Raw genomic sequence first — 25,411 nt, forward strand, 5'->3', positions numbered from 1 at the left:
TATGAAGCGTAGGTAAAACCTCGACTCAAAGTAATAATTTTTCAGCAAGAGACGTTGCCTGAAAGCCTGAGCAATATGCCGGATTTTAACCATGCAGAATGTTAAGCCGAAATTTTCTGTGAAGTATTGGCGATACGCAATCATCGTTTTATCGGGTTTGAGTTCGCTGGTGTATGTCTATCCGTTTCGGCAAAACGCCCAGTCAAGCATTGAATACAATCCGGCGGTTCAACTCACTACGCTGGAAAATCGAACCATCAATGAAAGCAGCGGTATTGCGGCATCACATCGCAACCCGGGAATTCTGTGGACGCATAACGATAGCGGCGATGATGCGTTCGTTTATGCCTTCGATAAAAGCGGAAAAAATCGCGGGGTTTTCAAAATCACCGATGCCAAAGCGATTGATTGGGAAGACCTCGCCAGTTGGAAAGACCCGAAATCCGGCAAGGCATACCTGTACCTTGGCGACATCGGCAATAATGCAAAAAAACGCCCGTTTTTAACCATCTATCGCGTCGAAGAACCGAAAATCAGCGAAAGGGATTCAGCTAGCAGCAGACAAAATCCCATTCCCACAGCCAAAGCCCAAGCCATCAACCTCAAATACCCGGATGGGAATTTCGACGCCGAAACCTTGATGGTGCATCCGGCGACCGGCGATTTGTACATCATCACTAAAATAATGGGCGCAGCGGCAAAGGTCTTTAAACTTAAAGCGCCGTTTATGCAGAAAGAAGCGACCCTTGTGCAGGTCGGTGAAGTGCAGGTTCAAAATCCGATGAAAGGATTTTTTACCGGCGGCGATATTGCGCCTGATGGTCGCCGCGTCGCATTGTGCGATTATCTGAGCGGGTTTGAACTCTCTTTGCCCGATACAAAAGGCATTGAGTTTGACGAAATCTGGAAACAACCGGTGAAGCTTATTAACCTCGGCGCGCGCAAACAGGGCGAAGCGATTTGTTATAGCGCGGATGGCAAATCACTCTTGGCAACCAGTGAAGGCGCGCCTTGCCCGTTGATTGAGATTACGCGCAAATAATTATCAAGATATTAAACCATTCATTTTTATGACCCTCATACGCAAAGAGCAACCCCAAGACCTTGCCGCTATTTATCAAGTCGTCGAACAGGCGTTCGGGCAAGCCGATGAAGCGAAACTGGTTGACCGCTTGCGCGCAAACGGCAAAGCGGTGGTTTCATTGGTTGCCATCAAAGACCGGCGCGTCGTCGGGCATATTCTGTTTAGCGAGGTGACATTCGCTTCGGCTCTGTGTGATGTGAAAGCCATCGGGCTTGCGCCAATGGCGGTGTTGCCTCAGTTGCAGAATCAAGGCATTGGCTCGCAGTTGGTTAAAGCCGGACTTGATGAATGCCGCGAGCTTGGTTACGAAGTCGTAGTGGTGCTCGGTCATGCGAAATACTATCCGCGATTCGGGTTTGTGCCTTCGGTGCAATACCACATCAAAAGCCAATACGCCGTGCCGGATGACCATTTTCTGGTGATGGAACTTCGCCAAGGCGCGCTCAACAAGTGTTCGGGCATTGTGGGCTATCAGCCGGAATTTAATGAGTGATAGGGAAGCCCATCGCTAATAATTTCCGTTCAAGCAAAACTCCTATTGCGGCAGCAAACCGGTTGATTTCGTTTGACTAACCTCGACCTTTGTATGTTCGCCTTTTTCGTTGGTAATGACGCGGCAAAACGATTGCGCGTTGAAATCGGATGAAGCAGAATGGTTGTGTCATCTCTTGAGCAATAGAAGGAAAACCATGACGCACAAAGTTTCTATAGAGCTACCGGATTCGGCGTTCGCGGCGTTGCGGAAATCGCCCGATGAATTTGTCCGTGAAATGCGACTTGCGGCAGTCGTCAAATGGTATGAACTCGGCGAACTATCGCAAAGCAAAGCCGCCGAAATTGTCGGGTTGAGTCGCGCCGAATTTATCAATGTGTTGTCACGTTTTCGCGTCTCGCCGTTGCAATACACAGCGGAAGAATTACAAGAGGAATTAGCCGGTGAAGATTGAGAGCGTCGTCATAAATGCCTCGCTCTTGATCGTGCTGTTCAAAAGCGGAATGGGAGATTTGCTGCCGCAACTTTTCAGGGAAATTTATATTCCCGAAGCCGTATGGCAGGAAATCATCGCAGGCGGCGCACAGGATACTGCCGCGCAAAATTTATCTTCCGCGACCTGGGCGCAGCGCGTTACGGTTTCCGTGACCAACCCAATTATCACAGCTTGGAATTTAGGAGCAGGCGAATCAGAAGTCTTGAGTTATGCTCTTGAAAACCCCGGTTATCGCGCAATGGTTGATGACGCGGCAGCGCGCGCTTGCGCGAAAACTTTAAACATACCGACGCTTGGCACAGGCGGCGCAATCGTGTTGGCGAAAAACCGCAACTTGATTGATTCCGTTACTCAAGCATTAGAGGCTTTGCAAAACTCAGGATTATGGCTATCTGAAAACATTATTCGATTGCTCAAGCAACAAGCCGACGAATAACACTTCTATGCTGCGAAAAAACGACAAGGGTTATTGAACAACCGAACCTTTGAAGTTGAGGCTATACAGTTGATTGCTTGCCAAACTATGTACTAAGAGGCGCAAGTTCAATGAACCGGAAAAAGTTTTTCATACTGGTTGCCGTGTTTTTCACATTAGGGCTAGCGACCTTTACCGCAGCTTCCTATTTTTTCGCCATGCAGTTCATCTCTCCGGCAAATTGCGCCATCGGCGATGCGCCGCAGGAATTTGCGTTTCCGATTAAAAACGTATCCTTTACCACCGAGGACGGACTCGCGATTCGCGGCTGGTATGCGCCCGATGAAAAAACGCGCACGGCAATCATTCTGTTGCACGGGCACAGAGGCAATCGCTGGCAGATGTATGACACCGCGAAGATGCTCAGGCGCGCTGGCTACGGCGTGTTGCTCTATGATGCGCGCGCTACCGGTGAAAGCGAAGGCAAGGCGATTTCCATCGGTTACTTTGAAACCAAAGATTTAATCGCTGCGGTTCGCTTCTTGCGCGAACAGGGAGTTGAGCGCATCGCCTGTCTTGGTCAATCACAAGGCGGCGCAACCATTCTGATGGCTGCGGCAAAACTTGACGGTGTAAAATGCGTCATCGCGCAAAGCTCTTATGACACTATCTGCCGGGCGATTGACCGCCGCTATCGTGAGTATCTGCACATTCCGGGCTGGCTTGGCGGCTCACTCATGAAATTTTTTGCCGAACAAAAACTCGGTATCAGCGCCGAGCAAATCAGTCCGCTTCGCGAAATCAAGAATCTGCCTTGCCCGGTGTTGATTATCGCGGGAGAAAACGATACCAAAACCTGGGCGAAGGATACGCGGGAACTATTCGAGGCGGCAAATGCGCCGAAAGATTTGTGGATGATGGAGGGTGCGGGGCACGAAGACCTCTATGCGTTAAGACCACAGGAATATGAAAAACGGGTTCTGGAATTTTTGAAAAAGTATTTGTAAACGCGCGGTAAATACCCGTCGCTTTCATTCAACACATTCCCTTGCCTCTGATACAATCCTTCGGACAACACCAGCAAGGAGATTCGCATGAGTAGAGCAAACGGGGCGACTGCTGCGGGTACGCAAAAGTATGTCGAGCGAATGAATGGAACGGCTGCCACCAACCATTTTCGCAGGCAACAGAATTTGTGCCTGTCTTCCATAGGGCTTGGCACCTATCTCGGTCACTGGGATGACGCAACCGACAAAATGTATGTTGAATCGATCAAACGCGCCATCGAACTCGGTTGCAATGTGATTGATTCGGCAATCAACTATCGCTTTCAACGCAGCGAACGGGCGATTGGCGCGGCGCTCAAACAGTTATTCGATGCGGGCAAAGCCTCGCGGGATGAAATCATTATTGCCACCAAAGGCGGCTATTTTCCTTTCGACGGAGAGCCGCCAACGGATGCTCGCGGCTGGATTATGGAAAACCTCATCAATACCGGGGCGGCGCAGGTTTCCGACATTGTCGCGGGCAGCCATTGTATGTCGCCAAGCTATCTGGAAAATCAACTCTCGCAGAGTTTGAAAAACCTCGGTCTTGAAACCATTGATGTTTATTACATTCATAATCCCGAAACCCAGCTTGACGGCGTAAGCCGCAATGAATTTTTAAATCGCCTTCGCGCCGCTTTTGAATTTCTCGAACAGGCTGTAAGCGATGGTCGGATTCAATTTTATGGCGTGGCGACGTGGAACGGGTTTCGCCAACCGCAACAGGCGCGCGGCTATCTTTCGCTTGCTGAACTTGTGGAAATCGCCGAAGACCTTGCCGGTGAGGCGCACCATTTTCGGGTCATTCAATTGCCGCACAACTTAGCGATGCCCGAAGCCTTGACCGCAGATAATCAACCACTTGATGGTGAAACCGTGCCCCCATTGATTGCCGCAGAAAAACTTGGACTAACGGTGATGTGCAGCGCCTCGATGATGCAATCGCGGCTTGCGCAAGGTTTGCCGCCGTTTGTTGCCGAGGCGTTTGACAATTTACACACGGACGCGCAACGCGCCATTCAATTCGTGCGTTCGACGCCCGGGGTGACGACGGCTTTGATTGGTATGAGCCAACGGTCGCACGTTGAAGAAAATTTGATGGTAGCAAAAATGCCACCTGCGCCGATTGAAGATTTTATGAAACTCTTTTCGGGGAATTAATCTCCGGTTGAGTTTGATAGAACCGGCATATGCATTTTTAAAGGTCTAAGGGAACGCTATCGGGCATTGGTTTGAATGCTGATTTTTCAGCGGACATGGCAGATGCAGCGGATTTGCTGGATTGCCTGAATCCTTGAAATTTAAATTTGACGGATGAAAATAACCATACGCTTAAAAATCTGTCATCATCCGCAGTATCCGCCGCATCCGCTGGGAAGCTGACCTTGATAGCCGGCAGATTGATTTTTCGTATGCACATTACCGGGAAAAGATTTTTGTAGCGAGCATTGACGATGAAATAACTTCACGAGGACTGATTAGCGCAGCACTTACTTTCTATTTTTAACTTTTAATTTTTCATTTATGCCGGAATATTCCTTTCGTCTGACAATTATTTTTCAGACTTTTGAAAATGACACTGAGCTTGCCGAAGCTCTTTTTTTTCCCGAAATCTCCCGATTTGGCGATAAAGCGAAAAAATTAGAGAACGCGGTTAAGGAAAATGTCGTGCGCCTTGTCGAAGAAGACGATGCGCTCGCGCTCTATCGTCGTCACTTTACGAGCGAGCCTGAACTTGGTGAAGCGCGCGTCACCGTCAATCCGCCACCGAAATCCATCGCCTGGCAAAAGCCGATTGATCTTACTTTTCAAATCCTGCTCTTTACGCATGGCGAAGACCTGTACATCGCTCACCTTCCACAACTTGGTATCGAAATCATTGGCAGAAACCGGGAAGAACTTGAAGAGAAAATTCCCGCAGAAATTCACGCGCATCTCTTACGCATCAAAAAAAATCGCTCACTTGGCGAATTGTTCTGGTTGCAACGCGCCAAAGCGATTCGCCTGGCGCGAACCACTTTTGACGCGACCATTCGCACGCCGAAACAGATAGCCAAAAGTCAGTATGCCGCTGACGAAGAGAAAAAATCCGAGCTTGAAAAAGTGGCGACCGATTTAGTCAAAGAGCATTTACCGGAGGCTTTTGAGATAGACGAAACCGTCACCCGCATTGCAGACGCGCTTGGCGGTCGCCATCCGCGCAGTGTTTTACTGGTCGGCAAATCGGGCGTCGGCAAAACCGCTGCGGTGTATGAACTGGTGCGCCGTCGCGCGGCGTTTCGTCTGAGTCGCACACCGTTTTACGCAACCAGCGGCTCGCGACTGGTTGCCGGCATGTCAGGTTTTGGCATGTGGCAGGAACGTTGCGGCAAAGTCTGGCGCGAGGCTGCAAAACAAAAAGCGATTCTGCATTTCGGCAATCTGCTCGAACTGATGGAAGTTGGCAAAAGCACGGCGAACAATCAGGGTATCGCGTCATTCTTTCGCCCCTACATCAGTCGTGGCGATTTGCTCTGCATTGCCGAATGCGCGCCTGAACAATTGCCCATCATTGAACGCGAAGCGCCAAATCTGCTTGACGCTTTTTTGCAAATTAAAGTTGATGAACCGACAGTTGAACGCGGTTCGGCAATTCTGCTGCATTATGCGATTGCGCAAAGCGGGCGCGAGTCGCCGGTTGACCTCGAAGCGATTGAAACGATTGATCGGTTGCATCGCCGCTATGCGACTTATTCAGCCTATCCCGGTCGCCCTTTGCGGTTTTTGAAAAATTTATTGCAGGATCGCAAAGGCGGTTCCATCAATGCCGCGATGGTCACTGCGCGTTTTTCCGAAGAGACCGGTTTGCCGCTATTTTTACTGAACGATGACCTGCCGCTCGATTTAGCGGCGACGCAGAAATTTTTCAGTGAACGGGTCATCGGACAAGCGAGCGCCGTTGAGTTGGTGGTTAATTTACTGGCGACCGTCAAAGCGCGGCTCACGCGAGCCGGAAAACCGATTGCGTCGTTGATGTTCATCGGGCCCACCGGCGTTGGCAAAACCGAAATGGCAAAGGCGCTTGCCGAATTCTTATTTCAAAATCGCAATCGCCTGATTCGTTTCGATATGAGCGAATATGCCGATGTGAATTCCATCGGGCGACTGATTGGCGGCGCGTGGGGAAAAGAAGGCTTGCTTACCGCGAAGGTGCGCGAACAACCGTTTGCGGTGATTCTGCTTGATGAATTTGAGAAAGCCCATCCGTCATTTTTCGATTTGTTGTTGCAGGTTCTGGGCGAAGGTCGTTTGACCGATGCGATGGGGCGGGTTGCCGATTTTACCAACGCGGTGGTGATTATGACTTCCAATCTCGGCGCGGAAACTTATAAACGCAATGCGCTGGGGTTTCGTGACGCGACGGATGCCACTGCGCAGGCTCGCGAACATTTTATGAAAGCGGTGCAGGCATTTGTGCGTCCCGAATTTTTCAACCGCATCGACCGTATCGTGCCGTTTACACCGCTTGATGAAGCGACCGTATTGAAAATTGCCCATCGTGAACTGCAACAGATTACGCGACGCGATGGCATTTTCTATCGCGGGGTTGAATTAAATATTACCGAGCAGGTGGCTGAGCGATTGGCGCGAATCGGCTACGATGCGCGGTATGGGGCGCGACCTCTGAAACGCGCCATCGAACGAGAATTGCTGGTGCCGATTTCCGAAGCGTTGAATTTGCAAACCCTCGATGTCGGTTTACAGGCGGAGGTGACTGTCGAAGGCGATGAATTGAGTGTAGCGGTGCGCCTTAAAACCGATGAAGCCGGGCGCGTGATTTCCAAATCGTCGAAGAGCGCGCCGTTTGCCGAACTGGTAAAACAGGCGGCGAAACTCCGCCGCGATGCGCAGAACCTGCGTGGCAGTATCTTTGTTCAGGAGATTCAAAACGAAATATTCAACCTTGAACGACTGGCGATGCGGCTTGCGAAAAATAAAACAAAAAATAAATGGCAAGACCCGGCGCAAGCTACAAGCCTTGCGCGGTTGCCCGATTTGAAAAATAAATTACAGGCGCTTGAGGTATTCGTCACCCAAACGGCGCAATTTGAAGACGCCGTGTTGTTCTGTTTTTACGGCAAGGAGACCGGCGATAAAAACGGTTTGCAGGCGCAACTTGCCGGGATGCAAAAACAGTGGACGGCGCGGTTGTTGGAAATTTACGGATTGCAATTTAAAAAGCCGGATGCGGTGACGGTGGCGCTCTATTCGGAAAATGCCAACTGGTTATTTGAACTGGCGCGTGCCTATTTTGAAATCGCGAAACAAATCATGGCGAACGTCGAGGTTGTGGAATTTGCGGTGCCGTCGCATCAGGAAAGCGAAGCGATAAAGCTTCGCGTCAAAGCCGGTGAAAAAGTTGAGGTTTTTAATTTGCTGGGGCGCGTGACCATTAAACGCCAGGTGAAAAAGCCGGAGGAATTTTTATCCGCGCCGAACGCGCAAACCGTTGGTATCGTGTTGGGCATAGCGGGTGAAATGGTGTTTCCGAGATTTGAACCCGAACATGATTTGCACGCCATGACGGTTGCCAAACAAACCCATAACTGTTTGGTACATACCAGTGAAGCGCGCCTCGAAGATTACCTGCCGGTGAAAGAATTGGATAAACGCGGCAGCATCAAGCATCAGGACGCGCGACGCCTTTATAACCGCGACGACAGCTCGGTTGAAGATTTGTCGCTTGAAGAGAAATTTTACTTAGACCGTGATAATTTAGTTGCGGTTGTGCATCAGGCGATTGAACGCCGCTTGCTCAAAAGCGCGCAAGGATTGCTGGATGAATGATTGTTTGAATTAAAAAAATAAACCGCAGAGGATGCCAGGGGGTAACAGAGGAGGACAGAGAACTCGAAGTAAATTACGGTTTTTACTCTGCGTCGTTTGCGATGTCGAGAATGGGCAATTATCAATAACTCATAGTAAAAGCAATTTAAAACCGCTGTGAACATAACGCTTCCGATTTACATTCAAAAACCTGCGCCGCAAGACACCTTGCCGCCGACGCATATTCTGCGCCCGCTGTTTTTCCCCTATATCGAAGTGCAGGGCGAAGACCTCAATCGCGCCGTCACCAAGCTGGCGCAAAAGATTCGCCACGAGTGTGACCGACTCGGTAAGGCGATGCGTCACGACCAACTTTCAAAATTTGGTTTCGCGCCTGACCTCGAAGACCGCTTTTTGAAACTCACGCTCGACCTCGGCAGTCGAAAAGCCGAGTGCAATTTTCTATTTGTCGTCATGCAAACGGTGGGGCGCAAAATTGCTTTTACTCCGGCGCTTGCCGATTTATGGTTTGAGATTCATCGCGGCGAAACCTTAGTCAACCGCGCCACCGAAGTTCTGTCGCATTACTTTCGCCAGAAACAGAAACGCGAAGGCAACGATGCCCTGAGACCCGAAGCCTTTTCGGTCAGCGGTAAAGCCTGGGTAACGACGCTCGACATCAGCATCAATCCACCGGCGCGCGCGCCCAAGCTTGTGCAAAATCTCTTTGCCCTGCTTGGCGAAGCGCCGCAGATGGATGGCGCGGAAGAACTCAATCGCGTCGGGCGATGCCTCGATTATCTTTACCCGGACGATTTGCAGCGGGTGATTTTTCGGGAGACGGAAACTGAAGCCTTGACCGCGATTTTGAAATCGCAGGACAAACGCCCGGTGCTGTTAATCGGCGAACGCCTGGTCGGAAAGACGGCGATCATTCACGAATATGTGCATCGCGCTGTGAGCCAACGTCACTCGAAATTCGACGCGAAAAATCAAGTGTGGTTGATTGCGCCGCAACGGTTGATTTCGGGAATGTCTTACGTCGGGCAGTGGGAAAACCGTCTGCTGGCGATTTTGAAAGTTGCGAAAAAAAAGCAACACATTCTCTACTTCGATGATTTGCTCGGACTCTATCAAGCCGGGCAGAGCGCCAGTTCTTCTCTAAGCGTTGCCGATGTTTTAAAACCTTATGTAGAAAAACGCGAAGTGCGCATCCTTGGCGAAATCACTCCCGAAGCCTTTCGGGTATTTCAGGAACGCGACCGCGGCTTTGCCGATTCCTTTCATCTGTTGCCGGTCAAAGAACCCGATGAAGATAAAACCTTTCGCATTCTTCTGCATTTGATGCGCGAGCTTGAGCGCAAACATCGCGCCACTTTTTCTACGGATGTTTTTCCGACAGTGATGGATGTGCAGCGACGCTACACACGCGATGCGGTGTTCCCCGGCAAGGCGGCGATTTTCCTGCAACAACTCGCCGTCAAATATCGCCACGAGCGCGTCACCCGCGATGAAGTATTACAGGAGTTTCACGCGAAAAGCGGTTTCAGCTTGAATTTTTTGAATGATGAAAACAAACTCACACGGCAAGAGGTAATCGAAGCGGTCGGCAATACGGTCATCGGGCAGGAGGCGGCGCTTGCTGCCTGTGCGGATGTGGTGTCGATGGCAAAGGCGCGGCTCAATGACCCAGACCGCCCGCTCGCGTCGTTTCTGTTTTTAGGACCCACAGGGGTTGGCAAAACCCAATGCGCGAAATCGCTTGCGGCATATCTGTACGGCGATGGCGATAAACTTATTCGTTTCGATATGAATGAATATTCGTCGCCCTATGCGGTGGCAAGACTGGTCGGCACATTCCATCAACCCGAAGGATTGCTCACCAGCGCCGCGCGGCGGCAACCGTTTTCGGTAGTGTTGTTTGATGAAATCGAAAAGGCGCACCCGGATGTTTTCAATCTTTTATTGCAGGTAATGGGTGACGGGCGGCTTACGGATGCGCTCGGACGAACGGTCGATTTTACCAACGCGATGGTCATTTTAACCTCGAACCTCGGCGTCAAAGAGGCTGCGAAAAATCTGGGCTTTCATCGTGACAGAGAACGCGATGGGCAGGTTTATACGCAAGCCGCCGAGAAATTTTTCAAGCCGGAATTTTTCAATCGCCTCGACCGCATCGTGCCGTTTGCAAGGCTCGGACGCGAAGAGGTGATGCAGATTGCCGAAGGGTTGATTCAACAGGTTTTTGCGCGTGAAGGATTGGTGCGCCGCAAATGTATTTTACAGGTGGATGAACGGGCAATGGCGCGCATTGTTGAGGAAGGTTATCACCCACAACTCGGAGCGCGCGCCCTGAAACGCCTGCTTGAACGCGAGTTGACCCAACCGGTGGCAAGACAACTTGCGACTCTTAAACCCGATGCGCCCACGCTCATTAAAGTTTATCCGGCGGCAAGTGAGCTAAAAGTTACGGTCGATTCATTGAAAGGCGCAACGTTGAATGATGAGAGCGCAAGGTTGATTGAAGGGGTTGCGCCAAAACAGATTGTTGAGCTTGCGGAAGCCGCAGTTGACCGCATTGAATCGCAGGCGGCAAAGATGAGTCCGCAAGGGCTGATCAATCCCGATGCCGTGGATGCTACACAACTCGCCTATTTTCAAATTCGCGAACAGGCGCGCCGGGCGCGTGAACTTTGTGAAAAGGTCGCGGCAAAAATCAAACCAACCGGAAAGCCACTGGTGTCGCGTTCACGCGGTCGCAGCATTGCGGCTTCGCAATTCACTTTGCGTCAGGTAAGCGTCGGAGATTTATGGCAACGATTGATTGAAGCGGGTGATGTGCGTCAGTTGATGCGCGAACTGCTAACCACTGCCCAACCCTATGGTGAACGCCTCGAAGATTACCTTTCAGAGTTAACGCGCGAGACCGCCTTGCTTGAGGTGATTGCGCAAAGCAACGATGAGGTTTCAACCCATCAGGCATTGATGTTGATTCAATCGCTGGACGAAGCCTTTAAAGTCGAGCGTGAACGGCTGGCAAAAATTTATCACGAACTCTTTACCTATAAACTGGGAAGCCGCGCAGAGTTATTGACCGGCAATCAGGAGGCGGCGGCTTTGCACAGCGATGCCGTGTTGATTCAAGGCGTAAATGTGTTGGCGCTGGCTAAACCCGAAACCGGCGCTCACCTGTTTTACACGGCTAAAGAACAACTCGTGCCGTTGCAAATTCACGTCTTGCCGGTAATTGACCATTCCGCAGCCGCGACGATTCGCCGGTTTGCTGAAAGTCAGAAGAGGCGATTAAGCGAGCCGGTCGATACCAACGAAACCGATTTAAACGAGGCATCGGTTATTCGGGTTTATGAAGAGAACGGCGCGACGCTTGATTTACGCTCAGGACTGATGACGCTCAAGATGCCGACGACGAAAGAACTGCGCGCCTTGTTACTTGCGGCTTTGCCATTGCCAATGGAGATGCAATCGGTAGTCGGTAGCCGGTAGCCGGTTATGTGTTTAGTGGTTGAATAGAGCGAGGAAGGCTTATGATAAAAAACCGGAGGTAATTATGAGGAACTTCATGTACTGCTTTTTATTTTTATCAAGCCTTTTGACCTTATTGTTGATGGTCACGCCGACCGCGAAAGCCTGTACACGCGCCGGCCCGTTTACGTTTAATGAGTTATTCGATAATGCAGAGGTGATTGTGCGGGCTACCGCCGTTAAGTATGCAAAGGTTCCTGATAATCCGAATATGCGGACAACGGGAGAGCCGGATTCAATTATTCAATTCAAGGTTGAAGAAATACTGAGAGGCAAAAACCTCGCGAGTACCATCCTGCTCAATGGTTATTTGAGTGATAGTGATGATTACAACGAACAGCCTGTACCTTATACCTTCGTCCGTCCGAATGGTCGCGATGGAAGTTGCTTTGCGAATACCTATAAACAAGGCGGGCAATTTCTCTTGTTTTTAAAAAAAGTCGACAGTGAATATACGCCCAATATCAGCGCACTTGGCCCAACCAATGAACAATTGCGAGATGAAAACGACCCCTGGTTGAAATGGGTTAAAGAGCATTTGAAAACCGAAACGAAGCGCAAGCCGCGACTTGCGCTGAACTGGAAATCACAATTCATAATCGAACACCTCTTCGATAGGGATTGGATATTGGTTTAGCCATTCAGGGACATCAAAAAACGGGCAAGGATATTTGAGGTGTTGAGATTGAACCTCCTTCGCCCGCTCTTATAAACGTTAAAGGAAAGAATGCCGAGTTTTCGTTTTCCAATTTTAATCTGGGAAGACCACGAAGGATATTTTACCGCGTGTCCGGTCGAGGGTTTTTATAACACTTTTGCGGGAATAGGTCGCAGTGCCAGTGAAGCGGTTTTTCAATTGAAAGAATTTCTCGCTTATCACTACGAGAAAAACCCCTGGGCAGCGCCGCCCGATTTTCACGACGCCAAACTCATCGAATTTCGCGCTGATGTGCGCCCGGAATATCGCATTGAAGAAATTGTCGGCGACCGCAAACAAAAAAATATTTACCCGACCGAAGAAACCCTCGCCTTGCGTTTTGCCTGTGTACACGGCAAACAGCAAGCCGGATTGCTCATCTGTGTGCTGCCGCTTTTCGGCATACAATTTTATTACTACGATGAAAAGAAACTGAAAGAACTGGCGGTCACCTATGTGCAGGAGAGTTTCAAAGGTCTTGCCCCACAACAACTCACAAGATTCTTACCGCCTAAAAATTATCGACTTGATGAAATCGTCATCAATGTTTCACGCAAAGAAACCAGATACGAATACCAACCCTCGCTTGACACCTTGAACGAAATTGCCGAACCCCTCGGCGACAAACGATTGCGCAGACAATTTTCCGCCGCCTGGGAGCGTGACACGGAAGTTAGAGACCTCGCCCAGCGCATCGGCAAAGAGAAAGCCAACGTCATCATCGTCGGCGACAGCGGCATCGGTAAAACCACTTTGCTGGTGAACGCGGTGCGTGAAGTTGAACAGCATATGATTGCGGGCGATGACGAAGAAAACGCCGGGCGCAAAGCCAGACACCGATTTTATTTGACCAGCGGCGCGCGCATCATCGCAGGGATGCGCTATCTCGGTCAGTGGGAAGAGCGGGTTGAATCGCTCATTGATGAGCTTGCGGAAATCAATGGCGTGTTATGCGTCGGCAGCATTTTGGACTTAATCCTTGCAGGCGGTGAAGTGAGCGCCAGCATCGCGGCATTTTTACAGCCCTTTCTGCAACGCGGCGAATTGCAACTCGTAGGCGAAGCGACGCCCACCGAACTCGATGCCTGCCGAAGATTATTGCCGGGATTTGCCAGCCTGTTTCAAATTCTCAATCTGCAACCGTTCAATCGCGCCCAGGCGATTGCGATTTTGCAACGCGCTTCGGAAACTTATCAGCGCAATTATCGCATTGAGGCGGCAAGCATCCTGCCGGAACTCGTCTATCGTTTGTTCAATCGCTTCTCGCCTTATCAGGCATTCCCCGGAAAAGCCATTGCCTTTCTGCATTCGGCATTTGAACGCGCCGAACTTGAACATAAAACGGCAATCACCGGCGAAGACCTGATTCAAAAGTTTGTGCGGCAGACCGGACTCCCCGAACTTTTTTTACGCGATGAATTGCCGCTCAACCAGTATGACATCGTTGAATTTTTTGAACAGCAGGTCATCGGGCAACGCGCCGCCTGTGAAGTTGCGGCAAATCTGGTGACTACATTCAAAGCCGGGTTGAACGACCCGCAACGCCCGATTGGGGTGTTGCTGTTTTGCGGGCCGACCGGGGTTGGCAAAACCCAACTCGCAAAAGCGATTTCGGAATACCTGTTCGGACAAGGCGAAGAACGCAACCGCTTAATCCGGCTCGATATGAGCGAATATGGCGATTTCGGCGCGGCAGAACGTTTGATTACCAAGCCCAATGGCGAGCCGAGCGATTTGATTCAGCGGGTACGCCAGCAACCATTCGTTGTGGTGTTGTTCGATGAAATCGAAAAAGCCGACGTAGCGGTTTTCGATGCGTTGCTCAGTGTTTTCGATGAAGGGCGCATCACCGACCGTTACGGGCGAACCACTTCATTTCGCAGCGCCATCATTATCGCGACGTCGAACATCGGCGCAGATAAAACCGCGAGCATCGGATTCGATGGTCACAATGTGCGCGGTTTTGCCGCGGAGGTGATGACTTTCTTTCGCCCGGAATTTTTTAATCGCCTGGATGCGGTTGTCGGTTTTCGCGCGCTCGACGAAGAAGCGATTCTCAACGTAACGCGCAAAGAATTAGCTGAGATTGCCAAACGCGAAGGGATAAACGCCTCGAATACCAGATTAATTTGGACAGAACGATTAATTGAATATATGGCGAAAGCCGGTTATGACGCGCGATATGGCGCGCGCCCTTTGCAACGCACCATTGAACAGATGATCGTTGCGCCGCTTTCGCGATTCCTGCTTGAACACCTGATGAGCAAAGGCAAAACCATTCAAGCCGATTTCCTCAATGGCGAAATCCGTTTTTCAACTACGGAACATACGGAATAGAGAGCACGGAACAACCGGAAGGATATTTATCAAATCAAGTTCCGGCACATCTTCTTTTTAACGATTACCAGCGATGAGTAAAACAATTTCCAATCTTCATTTGATTTTTTTTCGTTTGTTCCGTTATTTCCGTTTGTTCCGTACTCCTGGTTTTAATATTTCTGTTGCAGTTTGCGTTGTGCTCATCATTGGTTTGAAGGGAAAATAGTTGCTATGGATAAATTCAGAATTATCGGTGGGCGTCCGCTTGAAGGTCGCGTGGCAATCAGCGGGGCGAAAAATTCGGCGTTGCCGTGTATGGCTGCGGCTCTGCTCACGGCTGAAAATGTCACGCTTCATAATCTGCCGTATGTGCGCGACATCATCACCATGCGGCGATTGCTCGAAGATTTAGGGTGCACGGCATTGATGCCCGAACTGCGCACCCTGAAAATCAATGCCTCAAAGGTCGAACTCTTTGAAGCGCCTTATGAACTGGTGAAAACCATGCGCGCATCGGTGCTGGCGTTGGGTCCACTGCTGGCGCGATTTGGCGAAGCGCGGGTGAGTTTGCCCGGTGGTTGCGCGATTGGACAACGCCCGATTGATTTGCATCTCGCGGGCTTTGAAAAACTCGGCGCAGTCGTATCGCTCGAAGGCGGCGACGTGGTGGCGCGCGCTGAAAGGCTTCGCGGCGCAGAAATTGATTTTGATACGGTGACCGTCACCGGCACGGAAAATTTAATGATGGCGGCGGCGCTCGCCGAAGGCGAAACCATTTTAAACAATGCAGCGCGTGAGCCTGAGATCGTTGACCTCGCGGAACTCCTGAACAAAATGGGCGCGCGTATCGAAGGCGCGGGTCGCAGTTCGATGCGCATTCAAGGCGTGAAAACTTTGGGCGGCGCGGAACACACGATTATTCCCGATAGAATCGAAGCCGGTACATTTATCGCAGCGGCGGCGATAACCGGCGGCGAACTCGAAATCACCAACTGCAATCCGCAACACATTCACGCCGTCATCTATAAATTGCGCGATACCGGCGTCGTCATCGAAGAAACCAATGCCTTTTCGCTGAGAGTCAAAGCAGCTCAGCTTTTGCGACATTCGGATGTGACGACGCTGGCGCACCCCGGTTTTCCAACCGACATGCAGGCGCAGTACATGGCATTGATGACGCTTGCAGAAGGGACGAGTGTGATTACCGAAACCATTTTTGAAAATCGCTTTATGCATGCGTCGGAGTTACTCAGAATGGGCGCGAAGATTAAAATCAGCGGGCGGCAGGCGATTGTCGAAGGCAACGAAAAATTGACGGGCGCGAAAATGCAGGCGTCGGATTTGCGGGCGTCGGCGTCATTGGTGATTGCCGCGCTTGCGGCAGAAGGCGAATCCATCATTGACCGCGTCTATCACATCGACCGGGGCTATGAAAAAATCGAAGAGAAATTACGCGCTGTCGGCGGACGAATCGAACGCTTCAGGAGTTAGAAAAATAGTCGGCAACCGGCAACAGGCGATAGGCAGTTAAAACGCCAAATAAATCCTTTTCCTTTGAAAAATCTTTATAAACTGAATTTTTACTGTCTGCTGTCTACTGCCTACTGCCTACTTTTGTTTGACTGTACAAAGGTTCGTGTTTGATAATCGTCGCGAGGGATAATTACGAATGGCAGAACAAGACACTATATTTCACAAAATCATCACAGGCGATGCGCCAGCGCAAATTGTTTACGAAGACGAAGAAGTTGTCGCTTTTAAAGACGTCAATCCGCAAGCCCCCGTGCATATTATTTTGATTCCACGCAATACTGACCCGGAATCGCTCAATGATGTTTCGCGAGCTGACGAGCGAGTTTTGGGGCACTTGTTATTTGCCGCCGCCAAAGTCGCCAATAAAGAAGGTATTGCCGAAAGCGGTTATCGTGTGGTCATCAACACAGGCGCGGCTGCCGGTCAAAGCGTTGATTATTTGCACGTTCATTTACTGGGTGGGCGCGATATGACCTGGCCTCCGGGCTAAAATTTCTGCACTACAAATGCAAATAAAAAAGCGGGGAATCATCACCAGTCCCCGCTTTTTTTATTTGTGGCGGTCGCCAAATGATTTGTTGGGTTAAACGGTCGGTTGATGCGCAACCTGTCACGCGGTCAAAGACCGCTTTCTCAACAATCAGTTAAAGACCGCTTTCTCAATAATGAGTTTTCCGGTGGTTTTACAATTTGCCTGAACTACCTTTGCCGACGCGCGGCCCTTTGTTGTCACGCATCGGAGCTTTATCGTTGTTGGCAACCATCCTGCCGATTTCATAGGCGTACTGCGCAATGTTTGCCATCTTTTCATACTCGATTTTTTCAGGCGCATCGGTATTGGCATGATAATCGGGATGCAACCCCGTAGTTAAAAAGATAATCGGCACGCCTTTTGCCGCGTAGCTGTAATGGTCGCTGCGATAATAAATCTGTTCAGGGTCAGCCGGGTCATTGAATTCATAATTCAAATTGAGCGGTTTGCTTAACGCTTTGTTGGCATCAACCGTGAGGTTGTGAAACTGCGTGCTGATGCGGTCGGAACCGACACAGTAGACCGTACTCGTTTCTTCGGATTTGTTATCGCGGTTGCGACCAATCATATCGATGTTGACCTGGGCGACGATTTTTTCAACCGGCACAGTCGGAAAATCAACATAGTAACGCGAACCCCATAAGCCTTTCTCTTCGCCACTGTGCCAAACGAAAATCACCGAGCGTTTCGGTTTCGCGGTCGTTGCAAACGCTTTGGCAACGCCGAGAATGCCGACGGTTCCCGAACCATCATCATCCGCGCCATTCCAGATGCGGTCTGCGCCAGCGCCTTCCGTAATGCGCCCCTGACCTCTGGCTAAGCGCGCGCCTTTTTCAGTCTGTTTGATTTCGGCTTCCGAATAACCGACGTGGTCATAATGCGCGCCGAAAGCCACATAGGTATCTTTCAATTTCGCATCTGTGCCTTCGATAATGCCGACCACGTTGCGCGTGTACTGGGTGCGCACGATGCGATAATCGGCATCGAGGTTGAAGGTGAATTTGACATTTTTCAAAGTGAAACTCGGCAGCGGTTCGCCTTTTGCGGCTTTGTCTTTGAGGTCGGCATATTTCACATCTGCGGCGCTCAGTAAAAATTCATAGAACTCATCGTTTACCGAAACCGCTGGCGGGACGGGTTTATCGAGTTTTTCGGCAATCGTGAAATCCGGCGCGTCAGGATTCGCCTGGGCATTTTGCGGCGCTTGACCGCCGCCCGGAAAATTACCCTGCACGCCGATACTGGCAATCGCGCCCTGAGTGATGGCTTCGCGCGAACGCCCGAATAACACGCGCCTTGCCGAACCGGTCATGGCTTTCGGTCCGGTTTGACTCATCCACACGGCAACTTTGCCGCGCAAATCTTTACCGGCGAAATCATTGTACGAAGTGTTCGGCGCGTTGATGCCGTAACCGATGAATTCAATCTGGTCTGCGGTGAAGGTGCGTTTGCCACCGACATTCGCGGGAAAGTTAATGCCTTCTTTATTTTTGAAAGTGCGCGACTCGCCGTTCACTTCAACGGTGAGGGTGGATTGGTTATCGCTTTTGACGCCGAGCACCGCGACCCGTTGATAATAAGAGCCGTTGGTGCCGCCGGGTTTGACGCCCCAGGATTTGAGTTGCCCGGCGATGTAGGCGGCAGCAATGCCGAGTCCTTCGCTGAAGGTGTTACGACCTTCGAGTTCGTCTGATGCGAGATAGCCGAGCCATTCTTTCAAATCGTCAGCTTTTACGGTGCCGCGACCATTGGCGCTATTTTTATCCGCTGCGGTTGAAAAAGCGAGCGACGAAATTAAAGCCAGTAACACGAATGTCGCCGCAAATTTATTGATGCGATTCATAGATTCTCCTTAGCAAAAAGATGCGCGATGCCAGATGATTGTCTTAGAAGATGCAAATCAGAAGACTTCAAATGATTGCCGTTACCTTCCTGATTCCTGACATCTATGCGATTACAGCCAGCTTTTAATGATTGCAGTAAACAGCTTGTACGCTGACAGAAGGCATAAGGATACAAAAAATCTTGAATGCGGCACAATCATTCGCTCGTTGAATAAACCCTGCAAGTTGGTTATGCTGCACGCCACCAAATGGCACAGCACGACGAGGAAAAATTATCCGCTGAGTTTCGCAACGCCGAAGAGCGCATCGCAGCCCGCAGCGATGTCTTCAAAAAAGAGCTTGGGCTATGGGATTTGGTGTTAACTCAGATTCTTTTCATTGTCGGACTCGGTTGGGTTGGCGCGGCGGCAAAACTCGGTCACGCCCATGTGCTGTTGTGGCTCACCGCCATTGCCCTTTTTTATATTCCTTCGGCAATCGTGGTGATTCATCTCAATAAACTGATGCCGCTGGAAGGCGGTTTATATCAGTGGGCGAAATTCGGCTTCAATGAATTCGTCGGCTTTCTGGTCGCCTGGAATCTCTGGCTCTATGTGATTTTATTGACTTCGGAAATCGGTCTGCAATTTGCCACCAATCTCTCATATGCAACCGGCGCGAAATGGATGGCGGGCAGCAAATGGTTTATTACCGCTGCCAGTATTTTCGTCATTGCGACGCTGACTTTGGTTTCAATCCTCGGACTTGGCGTCGGTAAATGGGTGCATAATGCGGGCGGTGTGATGATGATTATTATATTTGCGGCGCTCATCGCTTTGCCGTTTTTGAATGTCGCGAAAGGGACGATTCCTGCTTATAACCCGCTGGAAATCAGCATCCCGGCAGTGACGCTACTCAATTTAAATATTTTGGGCAAGATGGGATTTGGCGCGCTCGGCGGCTTCGAGTATATGGCGACCTTTGCGGGCGAATGTCGCGACCCGGTGCGCAGCATCAATCGTTCGGTCATCATTGCTGCGCCGATCATCGCCGTGATGTTTATTCTGGGAACGAGTTCGATGTTGGCTTTGATTCCGATTGATGAGATTGATTTGATTGGTCCGATTCCGCAGGCATTAAGCATCGGTTTTCAACCCTTCGGCATTGCAGTGCGTGTAGTGTCGCTGGCGATTTTAATGGTGCTTGCCATGCGTATTGCGCAGGCGAGCGTCAATTTTTCGGCAAACTCACGGTTGCCGATGGTTGCCGGTTGGGACAAATTATTACCCGAATGGTTTACGCGCCTGCACGCGACCCGCAAAACCCCCGTGAATTCGATTCTGCTGGTTGCCGCGATTACCTTGAGCATGGGGCTTGCGGGACTGGTTGGTGTAGGCGAACAGGAGGCATTTCAACTATTGCAAAATGCCGCAGGAATTTTTTATGCGCTGACATACTTGGTGATGTTTGCCATCCCGCTTATTGGACTCAGACACGCCAATGTGAAATTTCCGGGATGGTTAAAAATGGTTTCGCTATCGGGGTTTTTGATGACCCTGCTTTACGTTGTGCTTTCGGTTTTCCCGATTATCAATGTGGCAAGTCGCGCAACCTTTGCCTTGAAAATTACCGGCGTGATTTTCATTGCCAATATGATTGGCATCGGCATATTTAAACTGGCGGGAAACCGTCAAAGCAGTGAACCGGCTTTGGAACCGGAAAGCGCCGATTGAAATTTCCCGCCTTGAAACATTGCCGAAGCCTCTTTACTATTTCACCTATGCTTAAACAAAAGCTGTTCGATTTACTGGATAAGCCGTTTCGCTGTCATCCATCGGTTGTCTGTTTGATAGTGGCGCTCGGTTTTGCAATTTCAGTTGCCGACATCGAAGCCCTGGCGCAAGGCGGCAAAGCCAAGCCCGCGCCGGTTTTCGATATTGACGCGACGAAATACAATTTCGGCGATATTTTTGTTGGCGAAGAGGTGGCGCATTATTTTCGCGTGCGAAATTTGGGCAATGTGCCGCTTGAATTGTCGGAATCACCGATTTATTCAGACCGCCCGGCGAATGCTACGCAGGAGATGGATTTTCAAACCCGCCTGATGAAAGAGCGCATGGTGCTGGTAGTAAACGGCAAACCGACGCCTAGCTGATGTCCCGCGAAAGACTTTTATTTCGATAAAGTCATCCAGCCTGGTCAGGCTGGCATCGTCAGATTGATTTTCAAAGGCGTCGATACGATGGGTGCGGTCGATGCGACATTCAAACTCTACACCAATGACCCGCGCAATAATCTGGTTGAGATTAAAGGCACCGGTTTCATTCGTCCGGTTCCCGAATTCATCAAACGCATGACCAAGGTCAATTTGACCGGCGGCGAAGATGTGGGGCTTTATAAAGTTTATCCCACGGCACATTCCGAGATGGTCGTCGAACGCCAGGAGCGTGTGAAGTTGATTTATAAAATCCGAACTGATGACGCGCAGGCGGGCGAATTGAAACTGGTATCGAACGATTTCAAAGACGCGAAGTACACCTTGCGTCGCGACCCGGCAAGCGCCAATTATTTTCTCGAAGTGGAAACCGAACCGGTCGGCGAAATGGGCGCGCGCAATGTCAAAATTACTTTGCAGAATACCGGCGATAAAGTGCAGACCTTCGATATCGTGCTTGCTTTAAAAGTCCCGGCTGAGAGTTTGACCTTTGCGCCAAGCGTGGTGAATTGTGGCGAGGTTCCGCTTTCGAGTTTGAAAGAGTTCGCCAATCGGGTTGGCAGATTGGGGATTAGAAAACTCGCGGGCACTTTCAAGATTAAAGCGGTGAGTTCGACGATTCAGTTTTTAAAACCTGAAATTCAGGAAATGGTCGCGGGCAGCAATTATCTGGTCAGGCTCAGCACTGACCCGCAAAACCTGCCCAAACCCGGAAGCTACGAAGGGATGATTCGCATCGAAACCGACGATGCGCAAAAACCTGTCGTTGAAGTTCCCGTCAAAATTGTCATCACTGACAAATAGAACTTACCTTGTAACAGTCGTTAGTTGTTTAATCACTCAACTGACGATTGTTACAAGAACCAATAAAAACAAAAGAAACTTTCAAGCACGTTTTTGTAGAGCAGATTTGTTAGAAGTGTGGTGTTACTCCGCAGGAAACACCAGTGAGAACGAGCCAACCTCGACACAGGTGAAAGTCTTTTTCTCTTCATCCCACTTTAAAATAGAAACCCTATGTCCGCCTGTCCCTAAATACTCTATTGCTACAACCCCTATATTTGAATTCCAGAGGCTTGTTCTTGTCAGATCATAATTGCAGGTTACCCAATATGGTTTGTAATCTCGGTGTTTATAACTGTAATCACGCGCATATAAAACAAGAATCTTATACCGTGAAGCATCTTTTACTTTTTGATCAGCTACGATAATGTAACATTCGCCTAATTGGTGACACTGAAATCGACGAAGTCCGCTAATTTTGAACTCATCAAGTCGAATAGGTTTATAGCGTTTGTTATTTTTAGAAACTTTAACCCAAGCCCAAGTAAAGTCATTATCAGTTAAATCGGGGGCAGGTATTTGGCTAAGCACAATCTCCTGCTTTTGAAGTTGAGGTTGGTTTTCATTTGTTGTGATGACATTTTGCTTCGGTTGGTTTTGGCAGGTTATCAGTCCATAGCAAATTAGACTGAGTATTCCTTGTATCAGAGATTTCTTCATGAAAATCTAAATTGGTCTAATGCCGCGATTGACCGGACGCGATTAGCACTGATTGCATGAGAGCCGCGGAGTTACGCGCTCCGGTAATCGCTGGTCAGGCATCGTCAGAATGCGCCCGGTATCCTTGCTCGCACTTCTTCCGATAGCGCTTTGATCTGTTCATCGACCCACCCTAAGCCATAACATTTTCCGCAAATGAAAGTGTCAAACTGCTGCCCCTCAACACTGCTTCTCCCGCTGCCTTGGCAATCAACACACACACTTGCCGCCGCTGTCCGCCTCGGCAGCAGCGCTTCCAACTCTGGATGCTTCTTGCTTTCTTCAATCAGGGCGACTAATTGCCACTCCGGCTCAACCGAGTTCTCGACCGTGCCGTCATCTCCACAGAATAGAAACGAACCATCAGGGCGAATCGCAATGTATCCAGTCCATCCGGGATAAATTGGCAATGCGTTTTGAGAAGCGGCTATTTGCCACTCTTCGGAGTTCATTCGCTCGGCATCTGCGAGCAGTTCGTCTATCCGTTGCTGTATTTGATCGGATAATGACATTGCGAAACTTATAGATGCCTAACGCCCCGCGTAATCGGGCGCGCGTGCGGCACTAAAAGAAACTATGAGAAGTCCGCTTCGCGCGCTCCAGTTCACGCCATTGTTAGGCGGCTTGTTGACTGACGATACATCTTTTAAATGCGAAAAGTGACTCTCCCCGCTTCGCCATCAATAGTTATGCCTATCTCTTCAAGGCGCGTAATCAGAATATCCAATAGGTCAATCATATACTCTACAAATGCTTGTGAAGCCGAAGACACCATTTCAATGAGGTCATCAACTTTGAGAGTAGGCGCATCTCCACCACCGATAAATACGTCAGTATAGCCCTCTCGTTTAGTTGCTCGTGGCTTCCTTTCATAAAGGATGCCCATACCTTCCATAAGAGGAGGTTGGTCGTGTACCCATTTATTTCGGTACTTCATTGTTTCATCCCAATTTTTTTCAGTTCTTAGTTTCCTTATAGCTGCCGTGATTGGGTGATTTGGCATCTGCTTGCCCATATATGTTCCGACAATAGCTGCGCGAGATGTAAGATTATTCTTCTCTTTATACGGTTTCAGGTCATCTTCGGCAATATCAAGGAAGTTTGCAATGAAATTAGCAGTATGCTCTCCTGCTGCATAAAGTCTAAGTGCAACATCATCAGCGTAAAACTTCCCAAGTAGAATTGCTTCAAACTCTGTAGGACCATCAGGTCTTTCCTCACGATTCCAGGCTAAGTGGCTATGAGCCTGACCTAAAGCGTGAGAAACTTCCCATGCGACATTATAGGCATCCTGAAAGCATATAACAGCAACATCGAGTCGCCCACGCAGCCTCATTTGAGTGGCAACAATGTTTGGCTCTATAAAAAGGCATTTCTTGAGTGGCGAAATATCAGGTAGCTTCGTTCTGATTTCCTTTAGCTTTTCATCGGACAATTGCATAACAGCCTCCTTCTTTCATATTCAATAGTATAAGGACAGCATAGGGAAGAACCTCTGCCGCCTAACGTGAATTGTCCGGCGGCGGTTATTTATCACGCCGTTATTTTTCCTGCCCATCAACGCGAGTTTCCAGGCGTTCGGCTTTTTTTCTTAATGCTTCGATGCGCGCTTTCAAACGGTCGGCTTGCGCTTGCAAATCCCCGATGCGGGTTTGATAGGTTGATTGTTGGCTACGCGCGCTTTCAATGGCGCGTTGATATTCCTGACGCAAAGCGGCTTCGGCTTCATCCTTACGCAATGCGCCGAAACCGCCGCGAAGCGCAACTTCCTGTGGCACATTGCGCAAACGCCGTTGCAGGTCGGCTTCCTGATTATCGAGTTGCGCTTTGGTGGTAATCGCCTCGTCCATTTTGTCTTCAATCTTGGCGAGGCGCTCTTCGTTCAGCAGCAGTTCGAGCATCGTCGAATTGCGTTCGGTTTCCTGGCGCATGCGTTGAACTTCGGATGCGAGTTTGCCGATTTGTTCGGATAAACTATCAAGCGTGCGGCGCAGCAATTGTTCACTGGTTTCTTCAACCGTGACTTCGGGTTTTTCATCCGCCACCGGTTTGGTCTGCTGACGTGGCGCGCGGGGTTTCTGTTCCTGCGTATTCTGGCTTTGCGCGAAAGCCCCGGTTAAACCCGCAGTTAAAAAAATAAAAAGTGTGATGGCAAATAATCGGTTGTTAATCATTGCTTATTCCTCTCGGCTTCTCTGGTTAAAAGCCATTTTCAACAGGTTAGTTCCAATTTCTTCAGCAATCAAGAAAAGCATTTGGAAATTTTCTGAAGGCGATACAGGAAAATTCAAGTGTGGTCAGAACTATTTTTGCCAAACGTCTCGCCGCGCGCTTGCCTGGAAATTGGTATCGCAAGCATTTTGCTCCTAACCAAAACAGGGAATGCGGGAATGATTGACCGCAAAGAAACGAGGTGATAACGTGCAGACTATGAATCAAACGGAAGAGTTCAACGAAGAATATAAACGCAAATTTCAAGGACCCGGGGGAACGCCCGGCGGCTTGGGAATGTTTTTATTCGGGCTGGCGCTCGCCATCGCCGGAGGTTACTTGATTATGCAGCAGGTGCAGGTAACCAGTGCCTATTGGGGATGGTTCGGGCCGAATACCTTCGGGTTTACGTTGATTCCATTAATCATCGGCATCGGACTATTGTTCTTTAATGGCAAATCAATTTTCGGATGGGTGCTTGCCGGTGGCGGACTGGTCATCATCCTGGTCGGGGTGATTAGCAATCTGCAAATCTATTTTCGCACCACGAGTCTTTTCAATGTGCTGGTGATGCTTATCTTGTTTGCCGCAGGCTTAGGACTGATGGCGCGGTCATTCAAAGGCAAATAATTTGCGCTAAACAAATCGGCGAACCC

The 25,411-nt window shown here is 49.8% G+C and carries 21 protein-coding genes; 16 read left to right on the plus strand and 5 right to left on the minus strand.

Going from position 1 to position 25,411, the window contains the following annotated elements; translation table 11 throughout:
* The first annotated feature begins 91 nt into the window (after positions 1 to 91).
* The 12 genes from AB1757_00855 to AB1757_00910 all read left to right on the plus strand — a co-directional run bounded on the left by AB1757_00855 (position 92) and on the right by AB1757_00910 (position 16,922).
* The gene (locus AB1757_00855; GenBank protein ID MEW6125583.1) at positions 92 to 1,042 is read left to right on the plus strand and encodes a hypothetical protein; all 951 of its coding nucleotides are present in this window, start codon (positions 92 to 94) and stop codon (positions 1,040 to 1,042) included.
* Between the two features lie 28 nt (positions 1,043 to 1,070).
* Complete coding sequence (locus tag AB1757_00860; GenBank protein ID MEW6125584.1) at positions 1,071 to 1,577, plus strand: N-acetyltransferase; 507 nt, start codon at positions 1,071 to 1,073, stop codon at positions 1,575 to 1,577.
* Between the two features lie 196 nt (positions 1,578 to 1,773).
* Entirely contained in the window at positions 1,774 to 2,031 is a 258-nt protein-coding gene (locus AB1757_00865) for a UPF0175 family protein (GenBank protein MEW6125585.1), read from the plus strand.
* Positions 2,021 to 2,509 (plus strand): DUF3368 domain-containing protein, encoded by a 489-nt coding sequence (locus tag AB1757_00870; protein ID MEW6125586.1) that lies wholly within the window; start codon positions 2,021 to 2,023, stop codon positions 2,507 to 2,509. The genes AB1757_00865 and AB1757_00870 overlap by 11 nt, the downstream gene beginning before the upstream one ends.
* A 110-nt stretch (positions 2,510 to 2,619) precedes the next feature.
* Complete coding sequence (locus AB1757_00875) at positions 2,620 to 3,495, plus strand: alpha/beta fold hydrolase (protein ID MEW6125587.1); 876 nt, start codon at positions 2,620 to 2,622, stop codon at positions 3,493 to 3,495.
* A gap of 87 nt (positions 3,496 to 3,582) precedes the next feature.
* Positions 3,583 to 4,695 (plus strand): aldo/keto reductase, encoded by a 1,113-nt coding sequence (locus AB1757_00880; protein ID MEW6125588.1) that lies wholly within the window; start codon positions 3,583 to 3,585, stop codon positions 4,693 to 4,695.
* A 363-nt stretch (positions 4,696 to 5,058) separates the two neighbouring features.
* A complete protein-coding gene (locus tag AB1757_00885; protein ID MEW6125589.1) occupies positions 5,059 to 8,361 on the plus strand; it encodes an AAA family ATPase in 3,303 nt (1,100 codons plus the stop codon).
* A gap of 156 nt (positions 8,362 to 8,517) precedes the next feature.
* The gene (locus tag AB1757_00890) at positions 8,518 to 11,844 is read left to right on the plus strand and encodes an AAA family ATPase (GenBank protein ID MEW6125590.1); all 3,327 of its coding nucleotides are present in this window, start codon (positions 8,518 to 8,520) and stop codon (positions 11,842 to 11,844) included.
* 76 nt (positions 11,845 to 11,920) lie between these two features.
* The gene (locus AB1757_00895; protein ID MEW6125591.1) at positions 11,921 to 12,520 is read left to right on the plus strand and encodes a hypothetical protein; all 600 of its coding nucleotides are present in this window, start codon (positions 11,921 to 11,923) and stop codon (positions 12,518 to 12,520) included.
* A 90-nt stretch (positions 12,521 to 12,610) separates the two neighbouring features.
* A complete protein-coding gene (locus AB1757_00900; GenBank protein ID MEW6125592.1) occupies positions 12,611 to 14,917 on the plus strand; it encodes an AAA family ATPase in 2,307 nt (768 codons plus the stop codon).
* Between the two features lie 213 nt (positions 14,918 to 15,130).
* A complete protein-coding gene (gene murA, locus AB1757_00905) occupies positions 15,131 to 16,390 on the plus strand; it encodes a UDP-N-acetylglucosamine 1-carboxyvinyltransferase (GenBank protein MEW6125593.1) in 1,260 nt (419 codons plus the stop codon).
* Positions 16,391 to 16,568: 178 nt separating this feature from the next.
* Complete coding sequence (locus tag AB1757_00910) at positions 16,569 to 16,922, plus strand: histidine triad nucleotide-binding protein (protein MEW6125594.1); 354 nt, start codon at positions 16,569 to 16,571, stop codon at positions 16,920 to 16,922.
* Positions 16,923 to 17,115: 193 nt separating this feature from the next.
* Here AB1757_00910 and AB1757_00915 read toward each other — a convergent pair whose 3' ends face one another.
* On the minus strand, positions 17,116 to 18,807 hold the full coding sequence (locus AB1757_00915; GenBank protein ID MEW6125595.1) for a M28 family peptidase: 1,692 nt from the start codon (positions 18,805 to 18,807) through the stop codon (positions 17,116 to 17,118).
* Between the two features lie 249 nt (positions 18,808 to 19,056).
* On the opposite strand from AB1757_00915, the gene AB1757_00920 reads away from it, so the two are divergent.
* The 3 genes from AB1757_00920 to AB1757_00930 all read left to right on the plus strand — a co-directional run bounded on the left by AB1757_00920 (position 19,057) and on the right by AB1757_00930 (position 21,806).
* Positions 19,057 to 20,520, plus strand: a complete 1,464-nt coding sequence (locus AB1757_00920) for an APC family permease (protein ID MEW6125596.1) — start codon at positions 19,057 to 19,059, stop codon at positions 20,518 to 20,520.
* A gap of 47 nt (positions 20,521 to 20,567) precedes the next feature.
* Positions 20,568 to 20,942 carry a hypothetical protein gene (locus tag AB1757_00925; GenBank protein MEW6125597.1) on the plus strand — a complete coding sequence of 125 codons (375 nt, stop codon included), beginning with the start codon at positions 20,568 to 20,570 and terminating at the stop codon, positions 20,940 to 20,942.
* A 63-nt stretch (positions 20,943 to 21,005) separates the two neighbouring features.
* Complete coding sequence (locus AB1757_00930; GenBank protein MEW6125598.1) at positions 21,006 to 21,806, plus strand: hypothetical protein; 801 nt, start codon at positions 21,006 to 21,008, stop codon at positions 21,804 to 21,806.
* A 123-nt stretch (positions 21,807 to 21,929) separates the two neighbouring features.
* Here AB1757_00930 and AB1757_00935 read toward each other — a convergent pair whose 3' ends face one another.
* The 4 genes from AB1757_00935 to AB1757_00950 all read right to left on the minus strand — a co-directional run bounded on the left by AB1757_00935 (position 21,930) and on the right by AB1757_00950 (position 24,718).
* Positions 21,930 to 22,505 carry a hypothetical protein gene (locus tag AB1757_00935; GenBank protein ID MEW6125599.1) on the minus strand — a complete coding sequence of 192 codons (576 nt, stop codon included), beginning with the start codon at positions 22,503 to 22,505 and terminating at the stop codon, positions 21,930 to 21,932.
* Between the two features lie 104 nt (positions 22,506 to 22,609).
* On the minus strand, positions 22,610 to 23,056 hold the full coding sequence (locus AB1757_00940) for a hypothetical protein (GenBank protein ID MEW6125600.1): 447 nt from the start codon (positions 23,054 to 23,056) through the stop codon (positions 22,610 to 22,612).
* 134 nt (positions 23,057 to 23,190) lie between these two features.
* Positions 23,191 to 23,985 carry a hypothetical protein gene (locus tag AB1757_00945; GenBank protein MEW6125601.1) on the minus strand — a complete coding sequence of 265 codons (795 nt, stop codon included), beginning with the start codon at positions 23,983 to 23,985 and terminating at the stop codon, positions 23,191 to 23,193.
* Between the two features lie 100 nt (positions 23,986 to 24,085).
* Entirely contained in the window at positions 24,086 to 24,718 is a 633-nt protein-coding gene (locus AB1757_00950) for a hypothetical protein (protein ID MEW6125602.1), read from the minus strand.
* A gap of 256 nt (positions 24,719 to 24,974) precedes the next feature.
* Between AB1757_00950 and AB1757_00955 the strand changes: the two genes are divergently transcribed.
* Positions 24,975 to 25,385, plus strand: a complete 411-nt coding sequence (locus AB1757_00955; GenBank protein MEW6125603.1) for a hypothetical protein — start codon at positions 24,975 to 24,977, stop codon at positions 25,383 to 25,385.
* Positions 25,386 to 25,411: the final 26 nt, after the last annotated feature.

Source organism: Acidobacteriota bacterium (genome assembly GCA_040754075.1).
Taxonomy (GTDB): domain Bacteria; phylum Acidobacteriota; class Blastocatellia; order UBA7656; family UBA7656; genus JBFMDH01.

Bases quoted from the DNA above. Each gene is read 5' to 3' on its own strand.
- AB1757_00855 (MEW6125583.1), top strand. From the start codon at position 92: ATGCAGAATGTTAAGCCGAAATTTTCTGTGAAGTATTGGCGATACGCA.
- AB1757_00860 (MEW6125584.1), top strand. From the start codon at position 1,071: ATGACCCTCATACGCAAAGAGCAACCCCAAGACCTTGCCGCTATTTAT.
- AB1757_00865 (MEW6125585.1), top strand. From the start codon at position 1,774: ATGACGCACAAAGTTTCTATAGAGCTACCGGATTCGGCGTTCGCGGCG.
- AB1757_00875 (MEW6125587.1), top strand. From the start codon at position 2,620: ATGAACCGGAAAAAGTTTTTCATACTGGTTGCCGTGTTTTTCACATTA.
- AB1757_00880 (MEW6125588.1), top strand. From the start codon at position 3,583: ATGAGTAGAGCAAACGGGGCGACTGCTGCGGGTACGCAAAAGTATGTC.
- AB1757_00885 (MEW6125589.1), top strand. From the start codon at position 5,059: ATGCCGGAATATTCCTTTCGTCTGACAATTATTTTTCAGACTTTTGAA.
- AB1757_00895 (MEW6125591.1), top strand. From the start codon at position 11,921: ATGTACTGCTTTTTATTTTTATCAAGCCTTTTGACCTTATTGTTGATG.
- AB1757_00900 (MEW6125592.1), top strand. From the start codon at position 12,611: ATGCCGAGTTTTCGTTTTCCAATTTTAATCTGGGAAGACCACGAAGGA.
- murA (MEW6125593.1), top strand. From the start codon at position 15,131: ATGGATAAATTCAGAATTATCGGTGGGCGTCCGCTTGAAGGTCGCGTG.
- AB1757_00910 (MEW6125594.1), top strand. From the start codon at position 16,569: ATGGCAGAACAAGACACTATATTTCACAAAATCATCACAGGCGATGCG.
- AB1757_00915 (MEW6125595.1), bottom strand. From the start codon at position 18,807: ATGAATCGCATCAATAAATTTGCGGCGACATTCGTGTTACTGGCTTTA.
- AB1757_00920 (MEW6125596.1), top strand. From the start codon at position 19,057: ATGGCACAGCACGACGAGGAAAAATTATCCGCTGAGTTTCGCAACGCC.
- AB1757_00925 (MEW6125597.1), top strand. From the start codon at position 20,568: ATGCTTAAACAAAAGCTGTTCGATTTACTGGATAAGCCGTTTCGCTGT.
- AB1757_00935 (MEW6125599.1), bottom strand. From the start codon at position 22,505: ATGAAGAAATCTCTGATACAAGGAATACTCAGTCTAATTTGCTATGGA.
- AB1757_00940 (MEW6125600.1), bottom strand. From the start codon at position 23,056: ATGTCATTATCCGATCAAATACAGCAACGGATAGACGAACTGCTCGCA.
- AB1757_00945 (MEW6125601.1), bottom strand. From the start codon at position 23,985: ATGCAATTGTCCGATGAAAAGCTAAAGGAAATCAGAACGAAGCTACCT.
- AB1757_00950 (MEW6125602.1), bottom strand. From the start codon at position 24,718: ATGATTAACAACCGATTATTTGCCATCACACTTTTTATTTTTTTAACT.
- AB1757_00955 (MEW6125603.1), top strand. From the start codon at position 24,975: ATGAATCAAACGGAAGAGTTCAACGAAGAATATAAACGCAAATTTCAA.